This is a genomic window from Chryseobacterium sp. S0630, from assembly GCF_024158915.1.
GTDB lineage: Bacteria > Bacteroidota > Bacteroidia > Flavobacteriales > Weeksellaceae > Chryseobacterium.
The window spans coordinates 22,283-42,430 of sequence record NZ_JAMZGF010000035.1 but is presented as its reverse complement, the minus strand read 5'-3'; the positions used below and the strand labels follow the sequence as shown (position 1 = coordinate 42,430).

The window sequence follows — 20,148 nt, the reverse complement described above, 5'->3', positions numbered from 1 at the left end:
TTTATTTAAATAACATTTTAAAAAGTATCACATCATCATGTCAAATATTGGACTTATTATTGAAGAAAAAGCAGCAGATATCGGAAACTTCCTGGTGGGAAGACTACTTCCCTTCCGTGAAAAAAGAGCCGTTGGACCTTTCGTTTTTATTGACCACATGGGACCTTCAGAATTAAAAGATTATCAGAATCTTGATGTTCCTCCTCATCCGCATATCGGCTTATCTACATTAACTTATCTGCTGGAAGGCTCTATTTTCCACAGAGACAGTATTGGAAGTGCTGTAGAAATAAAACCGGGTGCTGTTAACTGGATGACTGCCGGAAAAGGAGTTGTACATTCAGAAAGAACACCTGAATATTTAAGACACAGTGATAAAAGACTTCACGGATTCCAGATCTGGGTTGGTCTTCCAAAACACCTTGAGCAGTCTGAGCCTACTTTTCATCATATTGAAGCGGATGAAATTCCGGTGTGGGAAGAAGATGGTATTCAGTATAAATTAATTGCCGGTGAAGCATTCGGAAGAACGTCTGCAGTTCCGGTACATAGTAAGTTATTTTTCATTGAGATCAAAACAACAGAAGCAAAGAAAATCAGCATCGGGAAAGATCTTTATGGAGAAGCAGCCATGTATGTTCTGGATGGAACGGTAACCACAGACGGAAATTCTTATGGTTCAAAACAGCTGATGATTGCTAAAGATACCAAGCTTTGCGAATTTGAGATGAGTGAAAACGGAACAGTTTATCTTTTCGGTGGCGAGCCATTCGATGAAGAACGTTTTATATTCTGGAATTTTGTTAACTCTGATAAAGAATTAATCGATCAGGCAAAGGTAAACTGGAATGACCAGAATCACGAAGCATTTCCTTTGGTTCCTGGCGATGAAAATGAATACGTTCCGCTGCCTAAGGCTATTTTAAACAGAAAATAACTTCACACCAGATTTATCAGCCATGAAAATATTAGCATTTGCCGGAAGTACGTCTTCCACTTCTATCAACAGAGAACTGGTAAAATTTGTTCTGAAAGATTTTCAGGACGAAGAAATCAATCTGATAGACCTCAACGATTTCACAATGCCCGTTTTTTCTGTGGATCTCGAAAAGAAAGGGTTTCCGGATGAAGCGCATCAGTTTTTAAAAGTGATTGAGGAATGTGATGTAATCATCTGCTCTCTTGCAGAACACAACCGCTCTTACAGTTCAGCCTTTAAAAATGTCTTTGACTGGTCTTCAAGGATTAATGTAAAAGTATTTCAGAATAAACCCATGCTTCTGATGAGCACTTCTCCCGGAGGTTACGGAGGCGGAAATGTGATGAATACGGCAAAAACATTTTTTCCTCAGTTTGCAGCAGATATCAAGGACACTTTTTCTCTACCCAAGTTTTATGAAAACTTTGATATGGAAAGCGGAGTTATTAATCCTGATATGCTGAATGATCTGAAAGGGAAGATACAAAACTTTAAAAATCAGGTAAAGTAAATGAATAAAGGAAGACTGGAGGCGTTCAGTGATGGTGTCCTTGCTATTATTATCACCATTATGGTACTTGAACTGAAAGTACCTGAAGGAAATAGCTGGGCCAGTGTCAAACCTCTTCTTCCTAAATTTCTGGCTTATATTTTCAGTTTTATTTATGTAGGAATCTACTGGAACAATCATCATCATTTGTTTCAGACAGTAAAGAAAGTAAATGGCAGCATTCTTTGGGCTAATCTTCACCTTCTGTTCTGGCTTTCTCTGATGCCTGTTGCCACAGAATGGATCGGAACTACGAATTTTGCAAAAAATCCTGTTGCTGTCTATGGTATCGGGCTTATTATGTCAGCTATTGCCTACACCATTCTGGAGCATTTGATTATCAGGTGCGAAGGAGAAGATTCAAAGCTAAAGGAAGCTATTCATTCGAAATATAAAGAGTATATCTCCATTGTATTTTATGTCCTGGGAATCGCTACTTCATTTTTTTATCCTTATATTGCCATAGGTTTTTATTATATCGTGGCTCTTATATGGCTGATTCCGGACAGAAGAATCGAAAAAACATTAAAAGAAAATTGATATGGAAACACACGAATATCCTAACGGAAACATTACTGTCATCTGGCAGCCTCAGAAATGCATCCACTCTGCCGTATGTGTGAAAACACTTCCCAAAGTCTACAATCCTAAAGAAAGACCTTGGATAAAAGCAGAAAACGCAAGCCCCGAAGAACTTAAAAATCAGATCGACCTATGCCCTTCAGGTGCATTAAGTTATAAATTCAATACAGCAAAATAATGGCGGTAACGGTAAAAGCAAGTTTAGGAAAAACAAAATATTATACAGAGGTAACAGCCGGCGAGAATACAATCATTACGGATGAACCGATTGATAAAGGCGGACAGAACAAAGGTCTTAATCCTATGGAAATTCTGGCCACATCACTGGCAAGCTGTACAGCAGCTACATTGAGAATGTATATTGAAAGAAAAGAATGGGATGTGGAAAACATCAATGTAGAAGTAGAGCTTGAAAATTTTCCATTAACAAAAAGAGCCGTCTTCAAAAGAGACATCAGCTTTGAAGGTATTCTGGATGATGAGCAGCGTAAAAGACTGCACACCATTGCGGATGCATGTCCTGTTCATAAAATATTAACCAACGACATAGAAATACTAACTAAATTCTCATAACATGATCGAAGTAAAACAAAACAACGACGAAAAACACGGAAGTTTTGAAGCTTTCATAGATGGAAGACGCGCAGGAATGATGACCTATACCTGGGCAGGAGAAGAAAGATTTATTATAGACCACACTGAGGTGGAAGAAGCTTACAACGGAAAAGGTGTAGGCAAGGAAATGCTTCTGGCAGCCGTAGATTTTGCCAGAAAAAATGATAAGAAGATTATTCCCCTCTGCCCTTTCGCTAAAGCAAGTTTTCAGAAAAGTGAAGAACTTCAGGATGTTTTGGTGAATTAGTCACTGTATTCTATCCTTACCATACAACCCTTTCAGAGAGACATCCGAAAGGGTTTTTTATGCAGTTATTTTATGATTCTTTATTAACGCAAAGCTTATTTTACATTATATTAAACTTTAAGCATGCAAAGAGTGAATCAATTTTTAATTGATTTGATGAAGCAAACTGTTATTATTAACTCAGAAAATAGCACCCAGCTTTAAGACAGAAGAGTAAAGTTACTTTTTACCCGTTCTCGCTATAAAAAGATGAAAATATAGAGAATAATTTCTTTTATCAGCTTTATAACTTCCAGCTCCTAGCTTCAAACCTTTCTGAAAATACTGGTTTTATCCCGAACTTAGATCAATTTCAAAAAAGTAATTGTTTAAAAATTGTGTCTGAACTAAATTCATGATTCACGACTGATCTTTTTTATATATTTGCTAAAATTTAAAAATCAAGCATGAATCCAGGAACTATCCTTTTGCTATTTGTTTTCGTCTATTTTATCGGTCTTTTGGTGATTTCTTATTTCACCAGCCGGAATTCTGATAACCAGTCTTTTTTTATCGGTAACAAAAAGAGTAAATGGTGGCTCGTAGCATTCGGGATGATAGGAACCAGCTTAAGTGGGGTTACTTTTATTTCCGTTCCGGGAACGGTAGGAAAAATGACAGGCTCCGAATATATTTACGGAGGTTTTGAGTACTATATGATGGTAATCGGGTTCTTCATCGGATATTTCATTGTGGCAGCGATATTATTACCACTTTACTACAAGATGAATCTGACTTCTATTTATACCTATCTGGGAAAAAGATTCAATGTGGAAGCGCATAAAATAGGTTCTATCTTTTTTATTATTTCAAGAGCAATTGGAGCTACCGCAAGATTATATCTGGTGGTTAACGTTTTACAGATATTCTTACTTGAAGGATTGGGAGTTCCGTTCTGGGTAACTTCTCTTGTTCTTCTGCTAATGGTACTTCTGTATACTTTTGAAGGCGGAGTAAAGACCATTGTCATCACAGATACGCTGCAGACTTCTTTTATGATCATCAGTCTTGTAGCTTGTATTGTTTATATTTTATCCAACCTGAATTTATCATTTGGAGAAGCTTACACGATTCTTGAACAGAAAAACTATACTCATTTCATCAATTTTGATCCTAATTCCAAAACCTTTTTCCTGAAAACCATTCTGGGCGGAATTTTTATTACCATTGCCATGACAGGATTGGATCAGGAAATGATGCAGAAAAATATCTCTGTGGATAATCTTAAGAATTCAAAGAAAAACATGTTGACTTTTGCAGGAACACTTCTTATTGTGAACCTTGCCTTCTTATTCCTGGGAGGATTACTTTATCTTTTCGCAATACAGCATGGTGCAGAATATGGAACAATAAACGCTGAAACAGTAACGAATATTTTCGGATTTAAAGATGCAACTGGGAATATTAAAAACGTAATGGGTGACGATCTTTTCCCGGCTTTATCGCTTCAAGGATATTTCCCGATGGCTATTTCTGTTATTTTCATTATTGGATTAATTTCAGCCTTATTCCCTTCTGCTGATGGTGCTTTAACAGCTGTAACAAGTTCATATTGTGTAGATTTATTAAACCTTAATGAAGACAAAACCAAAACTGAAAAAGAAAAGAAACGCCTTCGTATGAAAGTACATTTGATTTTCACGGTAGTTTTCTTTATTCTGATTATGGTTTTCAAAGCATTGAATGATAAATCTATCGTCTATCTGATCATGGAAATTGCAGGATATACTTACGGACCGCTTCTAGGACTATTCGCTTTTGGGATTTTCACCAAGTTTCAGATTTCCAGAAAATACTCAATTCTTACAGTTACCCTTTTAGCACCGGTATTGACTTACTTCATCAATACGGCAGTTACAACTTATACGGATTATAAAATTGGTGTAGAGCTAATTGTTTTAAACGGATTGCTTACTTTCATTGGTCTGTGGCTGGTAAAAAACAAACAACATTTAAGAGTTGTTTAAAACAACATACATTACAAAAAAAGGCTGTCCTCTATTGAAGACAGCCTTTTCTTATTTGAATCAATTCAATAGATTATTCCTTAATCCATTTGATTGTTTTCTCTAAATTCTTAGATTTAACTTTAATCAGATAATCTCCCTGAACAAGGTGTGACAAGTCAAAAGTACCTGTTTTATCATGATTCAGTTTGTTATTTGCCTGAGTGAATACTAATTTTCCGCTTACATCATATACTGTAATATCATACACTTCATTTGAATTGGTAAATTTCACATTCAGTAATCCTTTACTTGGATTAGGATATACCACAAATACATCTTTATTGGCAGCGGTTTCATTCACGCCTAATGTTTGGGTAATGGTAAAGTTGATTGGATTAATGTTGTAGAAAACATTCGTTTCTGCAGCCACCATAATTCTTGCCTGTGTAGTATTTACGTTAGGAATGGTCACCGCTTCAGAACCATCGTTCGGAGTGGAAGCCAGAATCAGCGTAGGATAGGTAAGCCCACCATCTGTAGAAAGATAAATATTTACAGTAGCAGCATTCACCGGGAATGCAGTAGTATTGGCTACATCCCATGTGATTGTTTGAGTAGAATTACCAGCCCAGTTTACCGCTGTAGTAGGCGCAGTTACATTAAAAGGTCCGGAATTTCCATCAACGGTAATGATAGCATCATCATTGGCTACCCCCGCACAACCCGCATTATTATCTCTTACCGTCAGTCTGAACTCCATTGTTCTTGCATAAGAAGGTCTAACTTCTCCTTTGGATACTGTACCATTAATTACATCCGTAAGTTTTGGGAAATATCTGTAAGGAACGGTTACAGGTACGTATGATCTGAACAGAGGTGCATTTAATGTTGGTGCATTCCAGTCACCCGCAGGTCCTACATCATTCTGTTCCCAGCTGTAAGTAAGAGGATTGTTATCTAAATCTGTAGCAGATCCTTCCAATCTGAACGGTGTACTTTTAGGAATAGTATAATCTCCTCCCGCGTTTACTGTAGGAGCGAAATTATTGCTGGGAAGTGTCACCTGACAAGTTGTTGACTGAACTTTTGTGGTGATAGACTGATATGATTTAGTATGGAAAGTAGGGATACTGTTAGGGGCTAAGTTGTTTACACTTCCACAAATCCCTGCGTAAGCCATAATAGTAATTCCGCTTCCAGGTTCTACAGCATTGGCAGCACTACGGTTTCCTCCTCCACAGCTTCCGGTAGTTGCATTAAAAGTATGTGGACCTCCAAACTGATGTCCTACTTCATGGGCAACATAATCAATATCATAAGGATCACCAACCGGGTTAGGTGAACCGGTAATTCCTCTTCCTTTATTGGAGTTGTTACAGATTACTCCTAATCCTGCTAATCCACCGCCTCCGGTACTGAAGGTATGTCCGATATCATAATTGGCATTTCCTATCAGTAAGTCAATCTGAGTCTGGCTTTCGTTAATTAATGTTCCGGCACTGTCATTTCCTGTAAAAGGATCTGTAGCAGCACTTGTAAAGATCACATTGGTTTCAGTACCTACTAATACCAATCTTGAAGCAACTTCCTGTTCATATACTCCATTTACTCTGTTTACAGAGGTTACAATAGCTGAAAGTGTCTGGGCCACTGTAGGTGTTGCTGAACCCGTTGCAGCAATTGCATACTGATGGGTACAGGCCACTGCAAATCTGAAAACTCTAATTTGAGTTCCTACGCTTGGAGCTACGGTTTTTTGAGCGTTTTTTTTTGCTAATGAAGAATCTTCTTCATCCTTCACTCCGCAGGATTTTGGATTTTTATCAATCAAATCACTTTTTTTATAAATGATATAATTGTTGACATCCTGTTTTGCATAAGGATCAATATAAGAGTCACCTGCTACCAAAGATTTTATCTGTGCATGGAAACCTAGTTCTGTAAAATCAAGTTTTAGGGTTGCATACTTGTCATCAATTCCCTGTCCTGTAAAAGTGACAATCTGAGGAAACTTGCTGGCCAATTCGGGAGCCATCACTGAAGATTTCCAGATTCTGAATTTTGCTTTCGTACCATCTGGCATTGGAAGAACAATAATCGGAGCATTTTCTTTGCGGTCACTGTCTTTCAGTTCCGGGACAGAATTGAAATAACTTTTCATTCCGGCCACATCCAAGGTGTAGGTAAGTGACTTTTCCGGTTGTACAGTTCTGTTTTTCGGATCTGCTTTGATGGACCTCTCACTGATTACCGTAAAAAAGTCCTGTGCTTTCCCTGAGGAAACGGATATAATAAATATCCCCAGATAAAATAATTGTTTAATTTTCATATATAATGGTATGTAATTTTTACTAATTCAAATATTATAACCAAAAACAAAAAAAATAATTCGTTAAAGGTTTATAATTCATAATTATTTGAATTATAAAATTAGTTAAATTAATCTAATTATCACAAACTAAAATTCAAAAAAAAGCGATGTTTAATAGTAAAAAGCCAATGATCCTGCTACCACAAAGCATTACCGTTAATAAATATTTTTCATTTTTTTGTCTTTGTCTAAATAACTGATTTTATAGACTTTTGTATTTTAATTATCTTTGACACGAATGATATAAATTAATTTTTAAAATCATCGAAATAAAAAAAAACAAAAATTAAAAAACTATGAAAAAAATTATCACGATTTTCACATTTCTATTGACATTTAGTTTTATGAATGCTCAGGAAAATTTTGAAGTATCAACCTTAAGAATCGGACCATTTAAAGTCTTTATGCCCAAGGTTGAAGCAGAAAAAATTGCAGGAACAAAATTGGTCAACTCAAATGGAGAGAAAAAAAATATGGTAAAGTATAATGGGGAGACCATCCAGATTGATCTTTTTGACAATTACATCAATGAAGCCAATCCTAGTGTTCCTTCCATTACCTTTATGACAACCTCGAGTAAAAAATTTAAAACAAAAAGCGGTATCGGGGTAGGAAGTACCAGAGATGACCTGATTAATGCTTATAGAAGTTACACCAATTTCAGTGTACGTCCGGATTGGGATTCCAATGGTAAACCGATTAAAGATTCCGGCTATTTTAATATTGAAGACAGCCAGGCAGGAACACTACTAAGCTTTAAATTTGTTAATAATATCGTGACAGAAATCTCAGTTTATCTCAATGAAGGCTGTTAAAAGCAGAAAAATATTCAATTCAATCAAAATCCGGGGTTTTATATCCGGATTTTTGCATTTCCATAAGCCGGTAAAAAATTGTAAATTCGCATGCAAATAAATCAGATATAATGAGTAAAAGTATCGAAGAGTTAAAAACTCTTACTACGCAGATCAGAAGAGACATTTTAAGAATGGTTCATGCTGTAAATTCAGGACACCCAGGTGGTAGCTTAGGTTGTACAGAGTTCTTTACAGCTCTTTATGGGAAAGTGATGAACTATAAACTTCCTTTCACAATGGAAGGTAAAAATGAAGATCATTTTTATCTATCAAACGGACATATTTCTCCGGTATTCTACTCTACTTTAGCAAGATTTGGTTTCTTCCCTGTGGAAGAACTGAGTACTTTCAGAAAATTAGATTCAAGATTACAGGGACACCCAACAACTCATGAAGGACTTCCGGGAATCAGAATCGCTTCAGGTTCTCTTGGACAAGGACTTTCTGTAGCACTTGGAGTAGCTCAGGGTAAAAAATTGGATGGTGATCAATCTCTTGTTTACTCTCTTCACGGAGACGGTGAGCTTCAGGAAGGTCAGATCTGGGAAGCATTGATGTATGCAGCTGCCAAAAAAGTAGATAATATCATCTCTACTATCGACTATAATGGTCGTCAAATTGATGGTGATACAGATGATGTATTAAGTTTAGGAAATCTTCATGCTAAATTGGAGGCATTCGGATGGATTGTTTTGGAAGAAAAAAATGGTAATGATCTTGAAGCTGTGATTGCAATCCTTGAGAAAGCAAAAACAGAAACTGGAAAAGGAAAACCGGTAGCAATTCTTCTTCATACAGAAATGGGTTACGGCGTTGATTATATGATGGGATCTCATGCTTGGCATGGTAAAGCTCCTAATGATGAACAGTTGGAAACAGCAATCAAGCAATTATACCTAGAAGCTCCGGCTGACTACTAATATCTTAACATCTCGATTAATAAAATAAAAATGAAATATACATATACAGAAAAAAAGGACACGCGTTCAGGATTCGGAGCAGGATTAGCTGAACTGGCTGACAAAAATCCTAATGTAGTAGCACTTTGCGCAGACCTTATCGGTTCTTTGAAGATGGAGAAATTCATTGAGAAAGCTCCTGAAAGATTCTTTCAGATTGGTATTGCAGAAGCAAACATGATGGGAATTGCAGCAGGTCTTAGTATTACAGGAAAAATTCCTTTTACAGGAACTTTCGCTAACTTCTCTACTTCAAGAGTATATGACCAGATCCGTCAGTCTATTGCTTATTCTAACAAAAATGTAAAAATCTGTGCATCTCACGCAGGTCTTACTTTAGGAGAGGATGGAGCTACTCACCAGGTTCTTGAAGATATCGGTATGATGAAAATGCTTCCTGGAATGACCGTGATCAACACTTGTGACTACAACCAGACAAAAGCTGCTACCTTGGCGATTGCAGATTTTGAAGGTCCTGTATATTTAAGATTTGGAAGACCGGTAGTTCCTGTTTTCATTCCGGAAGATATGCCTTTCGAAATCGGAAAAGGAATTATGCTTCAGGAAGGTACTGATGTAACAATTGTTGCAACAGGACACCTTGTTTGGGAATCTCTTGTAGCTGCTGATGAGCTTGAGAAAGAAGGTATTTCTTGTGAAGTTATCAACATTCATACGATCAAACCTCTTGATGAAGAGATCATTTTAAAATCTGTTGAAAAAACAGGTAAAATTGTAACGGCTGAAGAGCACAACTACCTTGGAGGTTTAGGAGAATCTGTTGCAGGAATGCTGGCAAGAAAAAGACCTACAAGACAGGAATTTGTGGCGGTAAATGATACTTTCGGAGAGTCTGCAACACCAGCAGAATTGATGAAGAAGTATAAAATTGATGCTGCTGCAGTAAAAGAAGCTGTAAAGAGAATTTTAGCTTAATATAAGCTGTTTTATATAGACAAAACCCGGCGGTTTCTTCGAAACCGCCGGGTTTTTTGTTATTGTGTATCAACCACCCCGTCAAAAATTCTTTGAATTTTTGCCACCCCTCCGGAGGAGGGGAATGGTTATACCTCCATTCTTCATCGTATTAGTTTTTACCCTGCTTATTATTGTTCTTCCTGATTCAAAGGAATTCCTACGGCAATGAGAACAGGACATAAAATTTCTTTTATATACTCATCCTCTCTTCTCTCGGAAGCTTTTGAACCTGAAAAATAATTACTGATTCTGTAGTTTTTTACAAACTGATTTCTCTTTTTACCGATGGAATAATAATATCCGCCTCTTTCATCATTCACAAAATAGGTCATTTCATCAAAGTTCATGAGCTTTTTGGAAAGTAACAGTTTTCTGTAAATACACTTTTCCGATTTATCAAAAATATATTTCACAGGAATTCTGAAAAAGAGGTCAAACAGGAAGTAGATCATATAAACAGCCCATAATCCCATGGTAATTCTGAACTGATCTCCGGACATTTTATCCATAAAATAATAGATGATCACAGGAAGTGCAATGATTCCCAATACCAGCCACCAAACCAAAATGCGCAGGAAACTGTAATTGGGCATAAAGCTGATTTCACTTCCGTTTTCTTCAAACTTATAGCGGTCTCTGATGTCCATTTTCAGGATGATTAATGTTCAAAATATCCTCAGTTTCATTGACCATTTTCTGTATTCCTTTCTGAGTAAGCGCCTGGCCTATTGTAAGCTGTTTTTCTTTACCATCTACTTCAAAATAAACAGACAGCATTACATTGGTGGTAATAAAACCCATATATTTTGTTGCTACCACATGAAAATTTCTGAAATTCTCAATAGGATATGTTCTTGCCGGAACAAAAATCGTATGTTTTCCGGTAATCGTTTTACGATCCATATCGATGATAAATTTCTTGGTAAAGAAGTTGACTACAATAAGGGCAACTACTGCCATAATAATATAGCTACCGGTTCTTACACTGTTAAAAATTAACCCTGCAATGACCAGAAAAATAATGCAGAGCACTGCAATAAACACCGGCTGGTTTTTAAAAATATATTGATTTCCTTCTTGTTTATAAAATTGATAGTTGTTCATAATGAATGTAATTGTTCTTAATATTTTCGTTGTGACTTGAGTCTATTGCTTTAAAAAGCTTTTATAGAGATTGTAATGTATAAGAGGCTTCTGAGACAATTATTTTATCGGGCTTCATATGTATATATTTAAAGTGTTTTTTTAATTCTTCATCCTTTTAATTGCCCCAGGTAGCCATCCAGTCCAGATATTCATTTTTGTATTCATTATCATTCAGTCTGATGATAAGATTCTTCAGATCTTCTTGCTCAAACTCATAATCCGAAACCGTGAAAATCAGGAAAATATCTTTGCCTGTAATCTTTCCGAAAAAGTTCTCATTTTTAAGTTTCTCCAGTACTTCAATGCAGGTTGAATATAATTTGGCCTGAAAACTCTCAAACCATTGATCATCGTCATCGTGTTTACTAAGCTCTGCTCTCAACTGAGTACAGATGCTATCAAATTCTTTATCAGCACCTTCCATTTCATAGGTCCATTCTGCCGGTTCATATTTATAATAAAGAGCATCTTCTTCATCTGCATTCTCCATTACTTTCAATGTATTAGCTGCAGGACATACTGTCATTGCTCCCTCATCGCTGTACAGTGCAAAGCTGTAAATTCCTTCTGCACCATGTTTTTCATACACTTCTAAAAAAGCTTTCTTAGCAGCGTCTTCTATCTGCTGTTTCAAAATTTCAAAATCCATACTTCTTTTCTTTTTTAAAATGGGCGGTAAAAATACCTTTATCCTGTCAAATCAGCACCTTATATTTTTATAAAGGCTGTTCAATTTCGTGATTATAGCTATCTATTTTTATTATAGAGGACTAATCCGGGAATCAAAATAGCTGCTCCAAGGAGTATAGGAATCAACTCTCCATATTTAAACAGCCAGGAAGTTTCTCTGGATGGTCCTATTTTAATCACCACGACCAGGCAAAAGCCTATTATTATCAAAATAATTCCTAGTATTTTTTTCATACTATCAGTTTTAGTTATTGGTAAATCAATCTACAAAGCTGTTATAACGATCAAGAATACAACCTGCTTCTCTTTCCAGATCATCAAGATCTCTGTTCAGTTTTTGATTATTTTCAATAAGCAATATCGAAATACAAACCCAGGCTATTCCTATAATATGCTGAAGTGCTATATACTGCTTCACCTCATATTCCGTATCCTTTTTCTTTAAGTGTTTAAAGCCTTCCATATCCAAAAAAATTCAGATTCTATCCGATGAAAGAGAATTTATCTTCGAACATTTTTCCAATCAGAGGTAAAGGTTTTTCAACATCATTGGCTGCATTAATGATTCCGATAATCATCAGTACCAAAGGAATAAAACCAAATATCCCAAGAATTCCGATTTTGGTTACCATCAATATGATATTGAGAATGATGGATAATATAACTGAAAAAATAATCAATCCCAAAGACTGTTTCAGATGATATTTTAAAAGTTTATTCGATTTTTCTTTTCCGATAATGAAGGAAATCAGCCACCCAAAAAGCGTAATGTAAGAAACAATTGATAATGTTTTGTTGTCCATAATGGTAAAATTTTAAATTAATATTCTTTGATTTTTTTCTGGTTCAAAATTGCGACAGAAAAATTCCCTCTTCATCATTTCAGCAACTACAAAACACCTTCAACCGAGATTAAAACTGACTACAAAACGTCTACAAAAACAAACAACACGCTGATTTACAATCAGATATAAACTTAAATCATTTTTACTTTTTTATGTGGGAAATTGACAGGTGTCTACAATTTTTGTACTTTCACCCTATGAAACTAAAGTACTCACTTTTATATTGTATACTTTTTATCTGCACCTTGTACCCTGCACAGAATACATTTATCGATGGCCTTAAAAACCAATTGAGCGAAGAGCATATTACAACCGCAGAAAAATTCAGAATTTATAATGAACTTACCGAATATTACAGAGTCAGTGATCAATATAGTACCGCAGAAAAATATGTACAGCAACAAATGGAGCTGGCTAAAAAGGAACAAAATGATGCCGAAGAAGTAAAAGCACTTACCCAAAAAGGAATTATTAAGCTTAACCAGTCTGAGTACAATACAATTCCACCTATCATTGATGCTGCGAATGAAATTGTTCAGAAGAGTAATAATAAAACTGCAGCTCTATATGCCAGCTATCTGAATATCTACTACATGAATGCTCTTGGTGAATCTGAAAGCACAATCAAACTGATACAGAAAGTACTTCCTATGGTAGAAAAGCAACCTTCAGAAATCATGCTGAATGCAAAACTCAATTATCTTCTCTACGGAATCTACACTGAATGGAATGATGCCGAAAATGCTACCAAATATGCAAAAAAATCTATTGAGCTTGCTGAGAAATCAGGAAATAAAAATCTATTGAGTTCTACCTATTCTGCATTGGCCGTTTGCTACTCTTTCCAACATGAAAAGACCGGAGACTTAAAAGATCTGAAACCTGTCATAGAAATGTGTAAAAAGGCTGTAACTCTATATCATCAGTTTCCTGGGCATGTTTCTGCACACGTACATGCTATGGCATTGCTGAATCTTATCAATTACTATTTGAGCTATCCTGTTATGACTCCTGAGATACGGGAGGAAATTCAGAATAATGCTAACGAAATATTAGCCCTTACTGAGCATACCACCCTTAATCAGGGAATGCAGGCAGGAGCGCTTGGTGTATTGAGTAATCTTGCATCACGGGATCAAAATGATGCTTTATCAGAGCAATATCTCCTGAAAGCAGAAACAATTCTTCTTACTCAAAAGCCGGTCTATTACCATGTAATGATTAATGTGGTAAAAGGTCTTGCCCAGCTGTATGCCAAACAAAAAAATTATCAGAAAGCCTATGAGTATGAGTCAAAAGTAACAGAATACAATAATCTTCTTTTTGATGAAGGGCAGGCGGAAACAGCCAAAAGACTGGAAGCTCAATATCAATCTCAGAAAAAAGAAACTGAACTCAGATCTCTCACCGAAAAAACAGCAAGTCTGAAAAAAGAGAAACTCCTCTATATCGGGTTGGGGATTATTGGATTGATTGGAGCATTCTTTATGTTCCGTTCTTATCATTTTAAGCTGCGGTATTCTATAGAAAGAGAAAATAAGCTTGATACGGAAAAGCATGAAGCAGAAATACAGATTAAACTTCAGAAGGAAGAACAGGCCAGATTAAAGGCAGAGCAGGAACTTCTTACCCTTCAGCAGCAAAAGCTTCAAAGTGAGGTACTGGCCAGCCAGCTTCATATCCAACATAAGAATGAGGTTCTTCAGAACCTTCAGACCCAGCTTTCTGATACTGATATCAATATTCATCAGGTTGTAAAGGGAGAAAACCGCGTTGATAATGATTTTGAAAAGATCAGATTCACCATTCAGGAACTGCATCCTGATTTTTTTAAAAATATCACTGAAAAAGCCCAACAAAAACTTACTGCTCTGGATTTAAAATACTGCGCCTATATCTATCTGGGAATGGATACGAAACAGATAGCCAACCTCCTTAATGTAGAACCCAAGAGTGTAAGAATGACCAAATACCGCCTGAAAAAGAAGTTCGGGCTGGATGAAAATATAGCCTTAGAATCTTTTTTTCAGGGAGTACTCGCTGAGTAAGCAGACAATATTTATAGTACACTAAAAAGGCATTTCAAATCATTGCTGAAATGCCTCATTTTTATATTTACATTTCATTTGTTCAGGTTTAAATTTTTAAAACCAGAGGTTTTCTATAAAAACAGAGAAGATGTTTGCTTTTATTTTTGAATAAAAAGTGTGATTTCTTCATAAAAATTACACCGAAAGCATACAAATTATAACCAAAATAAGTTGGAAAACGTCTTATTTCCGGGCTAAAAACTATTTATTTCCGGATATTGTACAATAGAAAATATTACTATGCAACCTCGCATTAAAACCTTTAGTTTTCTTTAGATGATGATCATGTAATTTATACTTTTTCATATTTCAAATATTTCACCAAAACCCAGCTCTCATTCAGAGTAAAATTTGCATTTGTGTATACAGAAAAATACAAATCATTTGCACATTTTATCCCTATAAAGTGATCTAAATAGTTATAGTTTTATCTCATCAACGTTGATGAAATACATTCTTCATTTTTGACTACAAGTGTACAGTGTATGATAAAGTTTAGAATTATTCACCCCAGGTCATGGGGTAATTTGACACAAATGATTTACATAAAACAATTAAAAATTACACACATGAAAAAATTAAATGGAATGAAGAGAGACTTCTCTTCTTTGGAAAACAAAAGGCTGAAAGATCTTAAAACAATTCAAGGAGGCAGCTATAATGTTAAATCTAACGTTTCCGTTGGAGAAGGCTGTGAAGAATATGATACCTATACAGCACCCGGAGGCACATATATAGGAAGAATTACTGTATGCAATCCAACACAGGAATCACAGTCCCTAAACTAATACATGGAGGGCTTTGCCCTCCTTTTTCAATCTTAGGTTAACTATCAAAAACTTCTTTACAAGATTATGAAACAATATACTTGTTGTTTTCTATTTTTTATTTTGGTCTTTTTATCATGTAAAAATCAAGAAACAAATTACATTACTTATTATAACAAAGTGAATGAAATTGACAGTATTTACAGAATGGCTAATAAACCTGAAAAAGCCATAAAAAAATTCACAAAACTGTTTCACAAGTATGAACCTAAAAACCAAGAGCTTACTGAAGAATACAAAACCTACATTAAACTTGCAGATCAATACCATAAAAAATTTGGTGGAAAAAAGAGTCTATACAAACTTATTACCCTGTTAGCGCCCTATGGTAATGAATATAAAAAACTTTATCCGCTTTGTAAGAAATACGGAATAGACAGTCTGGAAGTAAACCAAAAAGTAGCCGATTGGAAAATGGGACTGAACAGCGCATTAATAGACTCCTTTAGTATTGCGATGATTCGTGACCAGAAAGGAAGACCTGAAAATATAGCCCTTGTAAATAAGAACATTGATAAAAATGTAAATCTTTTTTTCTGGACATTTGAACATTATGGGTTTCCTGATGGGCAAAAAATAGGGAGATTAGGAAATGATAATGTTTTCATCGCCATGCCTACATTGTTAAGTCATATGATTGGCTCAAAAAAATATCCTGAATTCAGAAAAAAATTATTCGAATATGTAAAATCAGGTGATTGTTCTCCACAGGAATATGCCTTAATGTCTGATACCTATGATTACTATAGAAATACTGCTGTACGATACAGCTTACGTAACAATAATCTGGATTCTGTTCGGATTAACCGCAACCGAAAAAGTATTGGACTTCCCAGTATAAAACATTCATCTAAAATCAGAAAAGATAAATTTAAGAAAAAATGATTCTTATCCTTTCCGCTAATCAGGAAACAACAACAAATGAAGTTATTAAGTGGCTTAAAACATTAGGTAAAGCTTTTATTCGTGTCCATGAAGATGAAATTTTTGAAATAAAAGTCTATCAAAACAAAATCCTTTTACAAAGTCAAAGAAATCGTTTTTTCATTGAAGATATTACCAGTGTTTGGTATCGCAGAGGAGGATTACAATTTATGAGAAAAAAATATGACAACCCTTCCATTAATTCTTACATGAATGAAACTCAATATTGGCTTGAAGATTATGTAATAAAAATGCTTGAAACAAAAAGACATATTAATAAGCAAAGCAACAGCCATTTAAATAAACTTCTGGTACTTGAACAGGCCAAAAAAGTAGGTTTGAAAGTCCCGAAATATTACTTGGCAGAAAACACAGACCAGCTACTTGTGAATAGGACCATTACTAAATCTATTGCTGAGAATATAATACTAAAATCTATAGGTGACTTTTCTGAAAGCATTTTGTATACTTCTCTTGTTACAGAAAAGGAAAAGGAAAGCTTCTTTATTACCTTTTTTCAGGAATTGATCGAAAAAGATTTTGAAGTGCGGGCTTTTTATATTCATGGCAAAATCTGGGCGACTGCTATTTTTTCTCAAAATGATAAGAAGACTCAACTTGATCATAGAAAATATAATCACGAAGTACCGAATCGAAATGTTAGATATAATCTTCCAAAAGAAATTGAAGAAAAAATACATATCCTTATGATGCAACTCGATATCAACTGTGGTTCACTTGATTTTATAAAAAACAAAAATGATTTTTACTTCTTAGAAATCAACCCTGTTGGTCAGTTCTTAGGTCTATCAGCAATTTGTAATTATTTACTTGAAAAAGAAATAGCAGAATACTTATGAAAAAAAAATTCAAGGAAAGAAATAAGTTACCTCTTACTCTAAAGTATATAGAAAATTTTAGAGGTGCTTCAGCTGAAATACAAGATAGTCATAAGATTAATTATGTTACCACTGTAGAATACCAAACTAATTTTTTAATGAGAATAAAACCTACAAAACCACTTGTAAGACTAGTATGAAATACATTAATACAAAAACACAAAATTTATATACTATTTTTAGGCATATAATTTATTTGACTCTTTGTCTATTCCTTTGCTCCTGCAAAAATCGAAATTATATTATGTATTATAATAAGGTCAATGAAATCGATAGTATCTACAGAATGGCAAAACAACCTGAAAAAGCAATAAAATTATACAAAGCACTATTTAGAAAATACCACCCTCTCAATCAGGAACGTATTGAAGAATTGATCGCAAAAGATTTTTTCAAAAAAAATAAAAATTGATATTCATGATCTGTAAAAATGATGTAAAAAAGATCTTACCAGCATATGAAATACTTCAACCTATTTAGTAATATCCTCATCACCAAAGGAACCACCAGAATCCTCATTTCAGATCTCCAGAGAAATGTATCAGAACTGTATCCTCTGGAGTTATACGAGATCATTATAGAATTGAAAACTCATTCTATTGAAGCTATGATGACAAACTATGATGAAGAATCCAGAGAAATTGTTCAGAACTATATCAATCTTCTGCTGGAAAAAGAGTATGGATTTGTTACTGAAAATGACTGGGACAGAAATTTTCCTCCTCTCTCTTACGACTATCATGAACCCAGTGCTGCAACAGATCTTTTTATAGAAATGGAAGATATAGGGATCTTAAAGAAAATACACCCGTCAATAGAAAATCTTGGAGTTAAACATTTGGTTATTTACAGTTTGAACCCGTTAGCTTTAAAAGATTTTATAGAAATTGATGAAATTTTTAAAACTTCGGTCTTATCCGGAATAGAAATCTTCTCTCCGTTTCATCAGAAAATCAACCTATCTTTTATACAGGCTCTTCAAAAAAACACGGTCAGAATTTACAGTCTCATTCTTTACCATTGTTCGAAACCTCCTTTCAAAGCTAAAGATGAATACCGTTTCTCGCTGCATTTCCTGAAAGATGACCTGAAAATATCTGCGTGTGGAAAAGTGGATCTGAAATACTTCAATACGAATATGACTAAAGTTATAGAAGCTATCAACCACAATTCCTGCCTGTATAAAAAGATAGGCATTGATAGACATGGTACCATCAAAAACTGTCCGCTCATGAGTGAAAGCCTTGGAAATATCCATAAACAAAGTCTTGAAGAAACACTCAATCAGCCTGATTTCAAAAAATACTGGAACCTCACCAAAGACCATATTGAAATATGCAAAGACTGCGAGTTCCGTTATGTCTGCACAGACTGCAGGGCATACACTGAAAATGCTGTTAAAAACAAAAAAGGACTGGATATATCAAAACCGCTAAAATGTGGCTACAATCCTTATACAGGCGTTTGGGATGATTGGTTAAAAAATCCTTTAAAACAGGAAATTTTTAATTCTCTGGAACTCAGATAATTTTTTTCATAAACCTTGTTAATGGAAAACCGCTTTTAAATTTGATTTAAAAGCGGTTTGTTATCTTATTGTATTTGAAACTTTATTTAAAAAACTTCCATTTTGGGATAATGGCAAGCATTCCGAAGCCTGTAAACAGGAAGAGATTGGTAACATCTGTATACAAAAATGTAGACAGATAGTAATTGTGCATAAAGAAATGCAGCACCAGTAAAGCCGGAAACATAATGATTCCCACTTTTCTGTAAAAGAACATCAGCACCAGCCCTATCATCATCAGTACATCAATAGAAAAAATCACATAGAAATACCACCTCGGAATCTGAAGATATTCATGCTGCAGATATTCATCCACATCGATACCAAGCCCCATTATAGTAAACAACATCAAGGCTGCAAATGCCAGTATAAATCCCCATCCTTTCTTTGGGTCTTCGTCAAAATAGCTGTATTCTTCCATACCTACAAAAATAAAGAACTTATGAGAGATTTCATAAGTTCTTTTATAATTATTCGTTTAAAATTTGACTTACACAGAGATTGCGTTGATCAGTCTGTTTTTGTCACTTAAGAATTCCTCCATAGAGATCATACTTTCAGTTCTCATTACATCCTGAATGTCGTCGATCTGGTAAATAATTCTTTTAGCATCATCAGTATTCTTAGCTCTTACTTTACAGAAAATATTATATTTCCCGGAAATAACGCTAGCCTCGATTACGTTAGGAAGAGTTGACAATTCTTTCAATACTTCTTGAGTACGGTTTGATTTTGTCAAAAGGATACCTATGAAAGCTGTAAAGTGATAATCCAGCTTACCATAATCGATGTTAAGAGATGATCCCAAAATAATACCTGCATCTTCCATCTTTTTCACTCTTACGTGAATTGTTCCAGCAGAAACATCCATCTGCTTTGCAATTTCAGTAAAAGGCATTCTTGTGTTTTCTACTAAGAAATCAAGAATTTTCTTGTCTATTTCGTCCAGTTGATAGTTCATATTAGTTAAATTACAATTTCTTTAAAAAATCTATGTATTTTTTGCAAATTTACGAAAAATAATTTAACTAAAA

General features: G+C 34.9%; 25 protein-coding genes. 16 read left to right on the top strand and 9 right to left on the bottom strand.

What is annotated here, in order from left to right; all coding sequences use genetic code 11:
- Positions 1-37 precede the first annotated feature (37 nt).
- The 7 genes from NK356_RS15480 (at position 38) to NK356_RS15450 (ending at position 4,979) form a co-directional block, all read left to right on the top strand.
- A complete protein-coding gene (locus NK356_RS15480) occupies positions 38-937 on the top strand; it encodes a pirin family protein (protein WP_253317398.1) in 900 nt (299 codons plus the stop codon).
- A 22-nt stretch (positions 938-959) separates the two neighbouring features.
- On the top strand, positions 960-1,490 hold the full coding sequence (locus tag NK356_RS15475) for an NADPH-dependent FMN reductase (protein ID WP_079240613.1): 531 nt from the start codon (positions 960-962) through the stop codon (positions 1,488-1,490).
- Positions 1,491-2,069 carry a TMEM175 family protein gene (locus NK356_RS15470; RefSeq protein ID WP_034697007.1) on the top strand — a complete coding sequence of 193 codons (579 nt, stop codon included), beginning with the start codon at positions 1,491-1,493 and terminating at the stop codon, positions 2,067-2,069. It abuts the gene before it with no gap.
- A 1-nt stretch (position 2,070) separates the two neighbouring features.
- On the top strand, positions 2,071-2,289 hold the full coding sequence (locus NK356_RS15465; RefSeq protein ID WP_034697006.1) for a (4Fe-4S)-binding protein: 219 nt from the start codon (positions 2,071-2,073) through the stop codon (positions 2,287-2,289).
- Positions 2,289-2,684, top strand: a complete 396-nt coding sequence (locus NK356_RS15460) for an OsmC family protein (RefSeq protein WP_034697005.1) — start codon at positions 2,289-2,291, stop codon at positions 2,682-2,684. The genes NK356_RS15465 and NK356_RS15460 overlap by 1 nt, the downstream gene beginning before the upstream one ends.
- A 1-nt stretch (position 2,685) precedes the next feature.
- Positions 2,686-2,973, top strand: a complete 288-nt coding sequence (locus NK356_RS15455) for a GNAT family N-acetyltransferase (RefSeq protein ID WP_171006298.1) — start codon at positions 2,686-2,688, stop codon at positions 2,971-2,973.
- 446 nt (positions 2,974-3,419) lie between these two features.
- On the top strand, positions 3,420-4,979 hold the full coding sequence (locus NK356_RS15450; protein ID WP_034697004.1) for a sodium:solute symporter: 1,560 nt from the start codon (positions 3,420-3,422) through the stop codon (positions 4,977-4,979).
- Between the two features lie 73 nt (positions 4,980-5,052).
- Here NK356_RS15450 and NK356_RS15445 read toward each other — a convergent pair whose 3' ends face one another.
- Complete coding sequence (locus NK356_RS15445; RefSeq protein WP_051934416.1) at positions 5,053-7,290, bottom strand: reprolysin-like metallopeptidase; 2,238 nt, start codon at positions 7,288-7,290, stop codon at positions 5,053-5,055.
- A 338-nt stretch (positions 7,291-7,628) separates the two neighbouring features.
- Here NK356_RS15445 and NK356_RS15440 point away from each other — a divergent pair, with 338 nt between their 5' ends.
- From NK356_RS15440 to NK356_RS15430, 3 genes are all read left to right on the top strand, one after another.
- Positions 7,629-8,147 (top strand): hypothetical protein, encoded by a 519-nt coding sequence (locus NK356_RS15440; RefSeq protein WP_034697003.1) that lies wholly within the window; start codon positions 7,629-7,631, stop codon positions 8,145-8,147.
- A gap of 77 nt (positions 8,148-8,224) precedes the next feature.
- Positions 8,225-9,109: a transketolase gene (locus NK356_RS15435; protein ID WP_367399310.1), complete on the top strand. Its 885-nt coding sequence runs from the start codon at positions 8,225-8,227 to the stop codon at positions 9,107-9,109.
- A 30-nt stretch (positions 9,110-9,139) separates the two neighbouring features.
- A complete protein-coding gene (locus tag NK356_RS15430) occupies positions 9,140-10,084 on the top strand; it encodes a transketolase family protein (RefSeq protein ID WP_034697001.1) in 945 nt (314 codons plus the stop codon).
- 170 nt (positions 10,085-10,254) lie between these two features.
- On the opposite strand, the gene NK356_RS15425 is transcribed toward NK356_RS15430, so the two are convergent.
- The 6 genes from NK356_RS15425 to NK356_RS15400 all read right to left on the bottom strand — a co-directional run bounded on the left by NK356_RS15425 (position 10,255) and on the right by NK356_RS15400 (position 12,765).
- Positions 10,255-10,773, bottom strand: coding sequence for a hypothetical protein (locus NK356_RS15425; RefSeq protein WP_253317397.1), 519 nt, complete (start codon positions 10,771-10,773; stop codon positions 10,255-10,257).
- Positions 10,751-11,230 carry a hypothetical protein gene (locus tag NK356_RS15420; protein ID WP_051934414.1) on the bottom strand — a complete coding sequence of 160 codons (480 nt, stop codon included), beginning with the start codon at positions 11,228-11,230 and terminating at the stop codon, positions 10,751-10,753. Before NK356_RS15420 ends, NK356_RS15425 begins: the two co-directional genes overlap by 23 nt.
- Before the next feature lie 157 nt (positions 11,231-11,387).
- Positions 11,388-11,921 (bottom strand): DUF4303 domain-containing protein, encoded by a 534-nt coding sequence (locus tag NK356_RS15415; RefSeq protein ID WP_253317396.1) that lies wholly within the window; start codon positions 11,919-11,921, stop codon positions 11,388-11,390.
- A 98-nt stretch (positions 11,922-12,019) separates the two neighbouring features.
- A complete protein-coding gene (locus NK356_RS15410) occupies positions 12,020-12,196 on the bottom strand; it encodes a hypothetical protein (RefSeq protein ID WP_156106479.1) in 177 nt (58 codons plus the stop codon).
- Between the two features lie 25 nt (positions 12,197-12,221).
- On the bottom strand, positions 12,222-12,425 hold the full coding sequence (locus tag NK356_RS15405; protein WP_253317395.1) for a hypothetical protein: 204 nt from the start codon (positions 12,423-12,425) through the stop codon (positions 12,222-12,224).
- A 19-nt stretch (positions 12,426-12,444) separates the two neighbouring features.
- Positions 12,445-12,765 (bottom strand): import component protein, encoded by a 321-nt coding sequence (locus NK356_RS15400; RefSeq protein WP_034696998.1) that lies wholly within the window; start codon positions 12,763-12,765, stop codon positions 12,445-12,447.
- Positions 12,766-13,004: 239 nt separating this feature from the next.
- Between NK356_RS15400 and NK356_RS15395 the strand changes: the two genes are divergently transcribed.
- From NK356_RS15395 to gwsS, 6 genes are all read left to right on the top strand, one after another.
- Positions 13,005-14,855, top strand: a complete 1,851-nt coding sequence (locus tag NK356_RS15395) for a hypothetical protein (RefSeq protein ID WP_253317394.1) — start codon at positions 13,005-13,007, stop codon at positions 14,853-14,855.
- 611 nt (positions 14,856-15,466) lie between these two features.
- Positions 15,467-15,685, top strand: a complete 219-nt coding sequence (locus NK356_RS15390) for a TIGR04139 family peptide modification target (RefSeq protein ID WP_034696994.1) — start codon at positions 15,467-15,469, stop codon at positions 15,683-15,685.
- Positions 15,686-15,844: 159 nt separating this feature from the next.
- The gene (locus NK356_RS15385; RefSeq protein WP_253317393.1) at positions 15,845-16,609 is read left to right on the top strand and encodes a hypothetical protein; all 765 of its coding nucleotides are present in this window, start codon (positions 15,845-15,847) and stop codon (positions 16,607-16,609) included.
- A complete protein-coding gene (gwsG, locus tag NK356_RS15380; protein ID WP_253317392.1) occupies positions 16,606-17,508 on the top strand; it encodes a grasp-with-spasm system ATP-grasp peptide maturase in 903 nt (300 codons plus the stop codon). Before NK356_RS15385 ends, gwsG begins: the two co-directional genes overlap by 4 nt.
- Before the next feature lie 283 nt (positions 17,509-17,791).
- Positions 17,792-17,959 (top strand): hypothetical protein, encoded by a 168-nt coding sequence (locus NK356_RS15375; RefSeq protein WP_253317391.1) that lies wholly within the window; start codon positions 17,792-17,794, stop codon positions 17,957-17,959.
- A 45-nt stretch (positions 17,960-18,004) separates the two neighbouring features.
- Complete coding sequence (gene gwsS, locus NK356_RS15370; protein ID WP_034696986.1) at positions 18,005-19,075, top strand: grasp-with-spasm system SPASM domain peptide maturase; 1,071 nt, start codon at positions 18,005-18,007, stop codon at positions 19,073-19,075.
- 82 nt (positions 19,076-19,157) lie between these two features.
- On the opposite strand, the gene NK356_RS15365 is transcribed toward gwsS, so the two are convergent.
- Positions 19,158-19,535, bottom strand: a complete 378-nt coding sequence (locus NK356_RS15365; protein WP_034696984.1) for a hypothetical protein — start codon at positions 19,533-19,535, stop codon at positions 19,158-19,160.
- A 69-nt stretch (positions 19,536-19,604) separates the two neighbouring features.
- The gene (locus NK356_RS15360; RefSeq protein ID WP_034696982.1) at positions 19,605-20,075 is read right to left on the bottom strand and encodes an Lrp/AsnC family transcriptional regulator; all 471 of its coding nucleotides are present in this window, start codon (positions 20,073-20,075) and stop codon (positions 19,605-19,607) included.
- Between the last annotated feature and the right edge of the window lie 73 nt (positions 20,076-20,148).

Excerpts from the sequence above, each read along its gene's own strand:
- NK356_RS15480 (WP_253317398.1), top strand. The coding sequence starts at position 38 with ATGTCAAATATTGGACTTATTATTGAAGAAAAAGCAGCAGATATCGGA.
- NK356_RS15475 (WP_079240613.1), top strand. The coding sequence starts at position 960 with ATGAAAATATTAGCATTTGCCGGAAGTACGTCTTCCACTTCTATCAAC.
- NK356_RS15470 (WP_034697007.1), top strand. The coding sequence starts at position 1,491 with ATGAATAAAGGAAGACTGGAGGCGTTCAGTGATGGTGTCCTTGCTATT.
- NK356_RS15465 (WP_034697006.1), top strand. The coding sequence starts at position 2,071 with ATGGAAACACACGAATATCCTAACGGAAACATTACTGTCATCTGGCAG.
- NK356_RS15460 (WP_034697005.1), top strand. The coding sequence starts at position 2,289 with ATGGCGGTAACGGTAAAAGCAAGTTTAGGAAAAACAAAATATTATACA.
- NK356_RS15455 (WP_171006298.1), top strand. The coding sequence starts at position 2,686 with ATGATCGAAGTAAAACAAAACAACGACGAAAAACACGGAAGTTTTGAA.
- NK356_RS15450 (WP_034697004.1), top strand. The coding sequence starts at position 3,420 with ATGAATCCAGGAACTATCCTTTTGCTATTTGTTTTCGTCTATTTTATC.
- NK356_RS15445 (WP_051934416.1), bottom strand. The coding sequence starts at position 7,290 with ATGAAAATTAAACAATTATTTTATCTGGGGATATTTATTATATCCGTT.
- NK356_RS15440 (WP_034697003.1), top strand. The coding sequence starts at position 7,629 with ATGAAAAAAATTATCACGATTTTCACATTTCTATTGACATTTAGTTTT.
- NK356_RS15430 (WP_034697001.1), top strand. The coding sequence starts at position 9,140 with ATGAAATATACATATACAGAAAAAAAGGACACGCGTTCAGGATTCGGA.
- NK356_RS15425 (WP_253317397.1), bottom strand. The coding sequence starts at position 10,773 with ATGGACATCAGAGACCGCTATAAGTTTGAAGAAAACGGAAGTGAAATC.
- NK356_RS15420 (WP_051934414.1), bottom strand. The coding sequence starts at position 11,230 with ATGAACAACTATCAATTTTATAAACAAGAAGGAAATCAATATATTTTT.
- NK356_RS15415 (WP_253317396.1), bottom strand. The coding sequence starts at position 11,921 with ATGGATTTTGAAATTTTGAAACAGCAGATAGAAGACGCTGCTAAGAAA.
- NK356_RS15410 (WP_156106479.1), bottom strand. The coding sequence starts at position 12,196 with ATGAAAAAAATACTAGGAATTATTTTGATAATAATAGGCTTTTGCCTG.
- NK356_RS15405 (WP_253317395.1), bottom strand. The coding sequence starts at position 12,425 with ATGGAAGGCTTTAAACACTTAAAGAAAAAGGATACGGAATATGAGGTG.
- NK356_RS15400 (WP_034696998.1), bottom strand. The coding sequence starts at position 12,765 with ATGGACAACAAAACATTATCAATTGTTTCTTACATTACGCTTTTTGGG.
- NK356_RS15395 (WP_253317394.1), top strand. The coding sequence starts at position 13,005 with ATGAAACTAAAGTACTCACTTTTATATTGTATACTTTTTATCTGCACC.
- NK356_RS15390 (WP_034696994.1), top strand. The coding sequence starts at position 15,467 with ATGAAAAAATTAAATGGAATGAAGAGAGACTTCTCTTCTTTGGAAAAC.
- gwsG (WP_253317392.1), top strand. The coding sequence starts at position 16,606 with ATGATTCTTATCCTTTCCGCTAATCAGGAAACAACAACAAATGAAGTT.
- NK356_RS15375 (WP_253317391.1), top strand. The coding sequence starts at position 17,792 with ATGTATTATAATAAGGTCAATGAAATCGATAGTATCTACAGAATGGCA.
- gwsS (WP_034696986.1), top strand. The coding sequence starts at position 18,005 with ATGAAATACTTCAACCTATTTAGTAATATCCTCATCACCAAAGGAACC.
- NK356_RS15365 (WP_034696984.1), bottom strand. The coding sequence starts at position 19,535 with ATGGAAGAATACAGCTATTTTGACGAAGACCCAAAGAAAGGATGGGGA.
- NK356_RS15360 (WP_034696982.1), bottom strand. The coding sequence starts at position 20,075 with ATGAACTATCAACTGGACGAAATAGACAAGAAAATTCTTGATTTCTTA.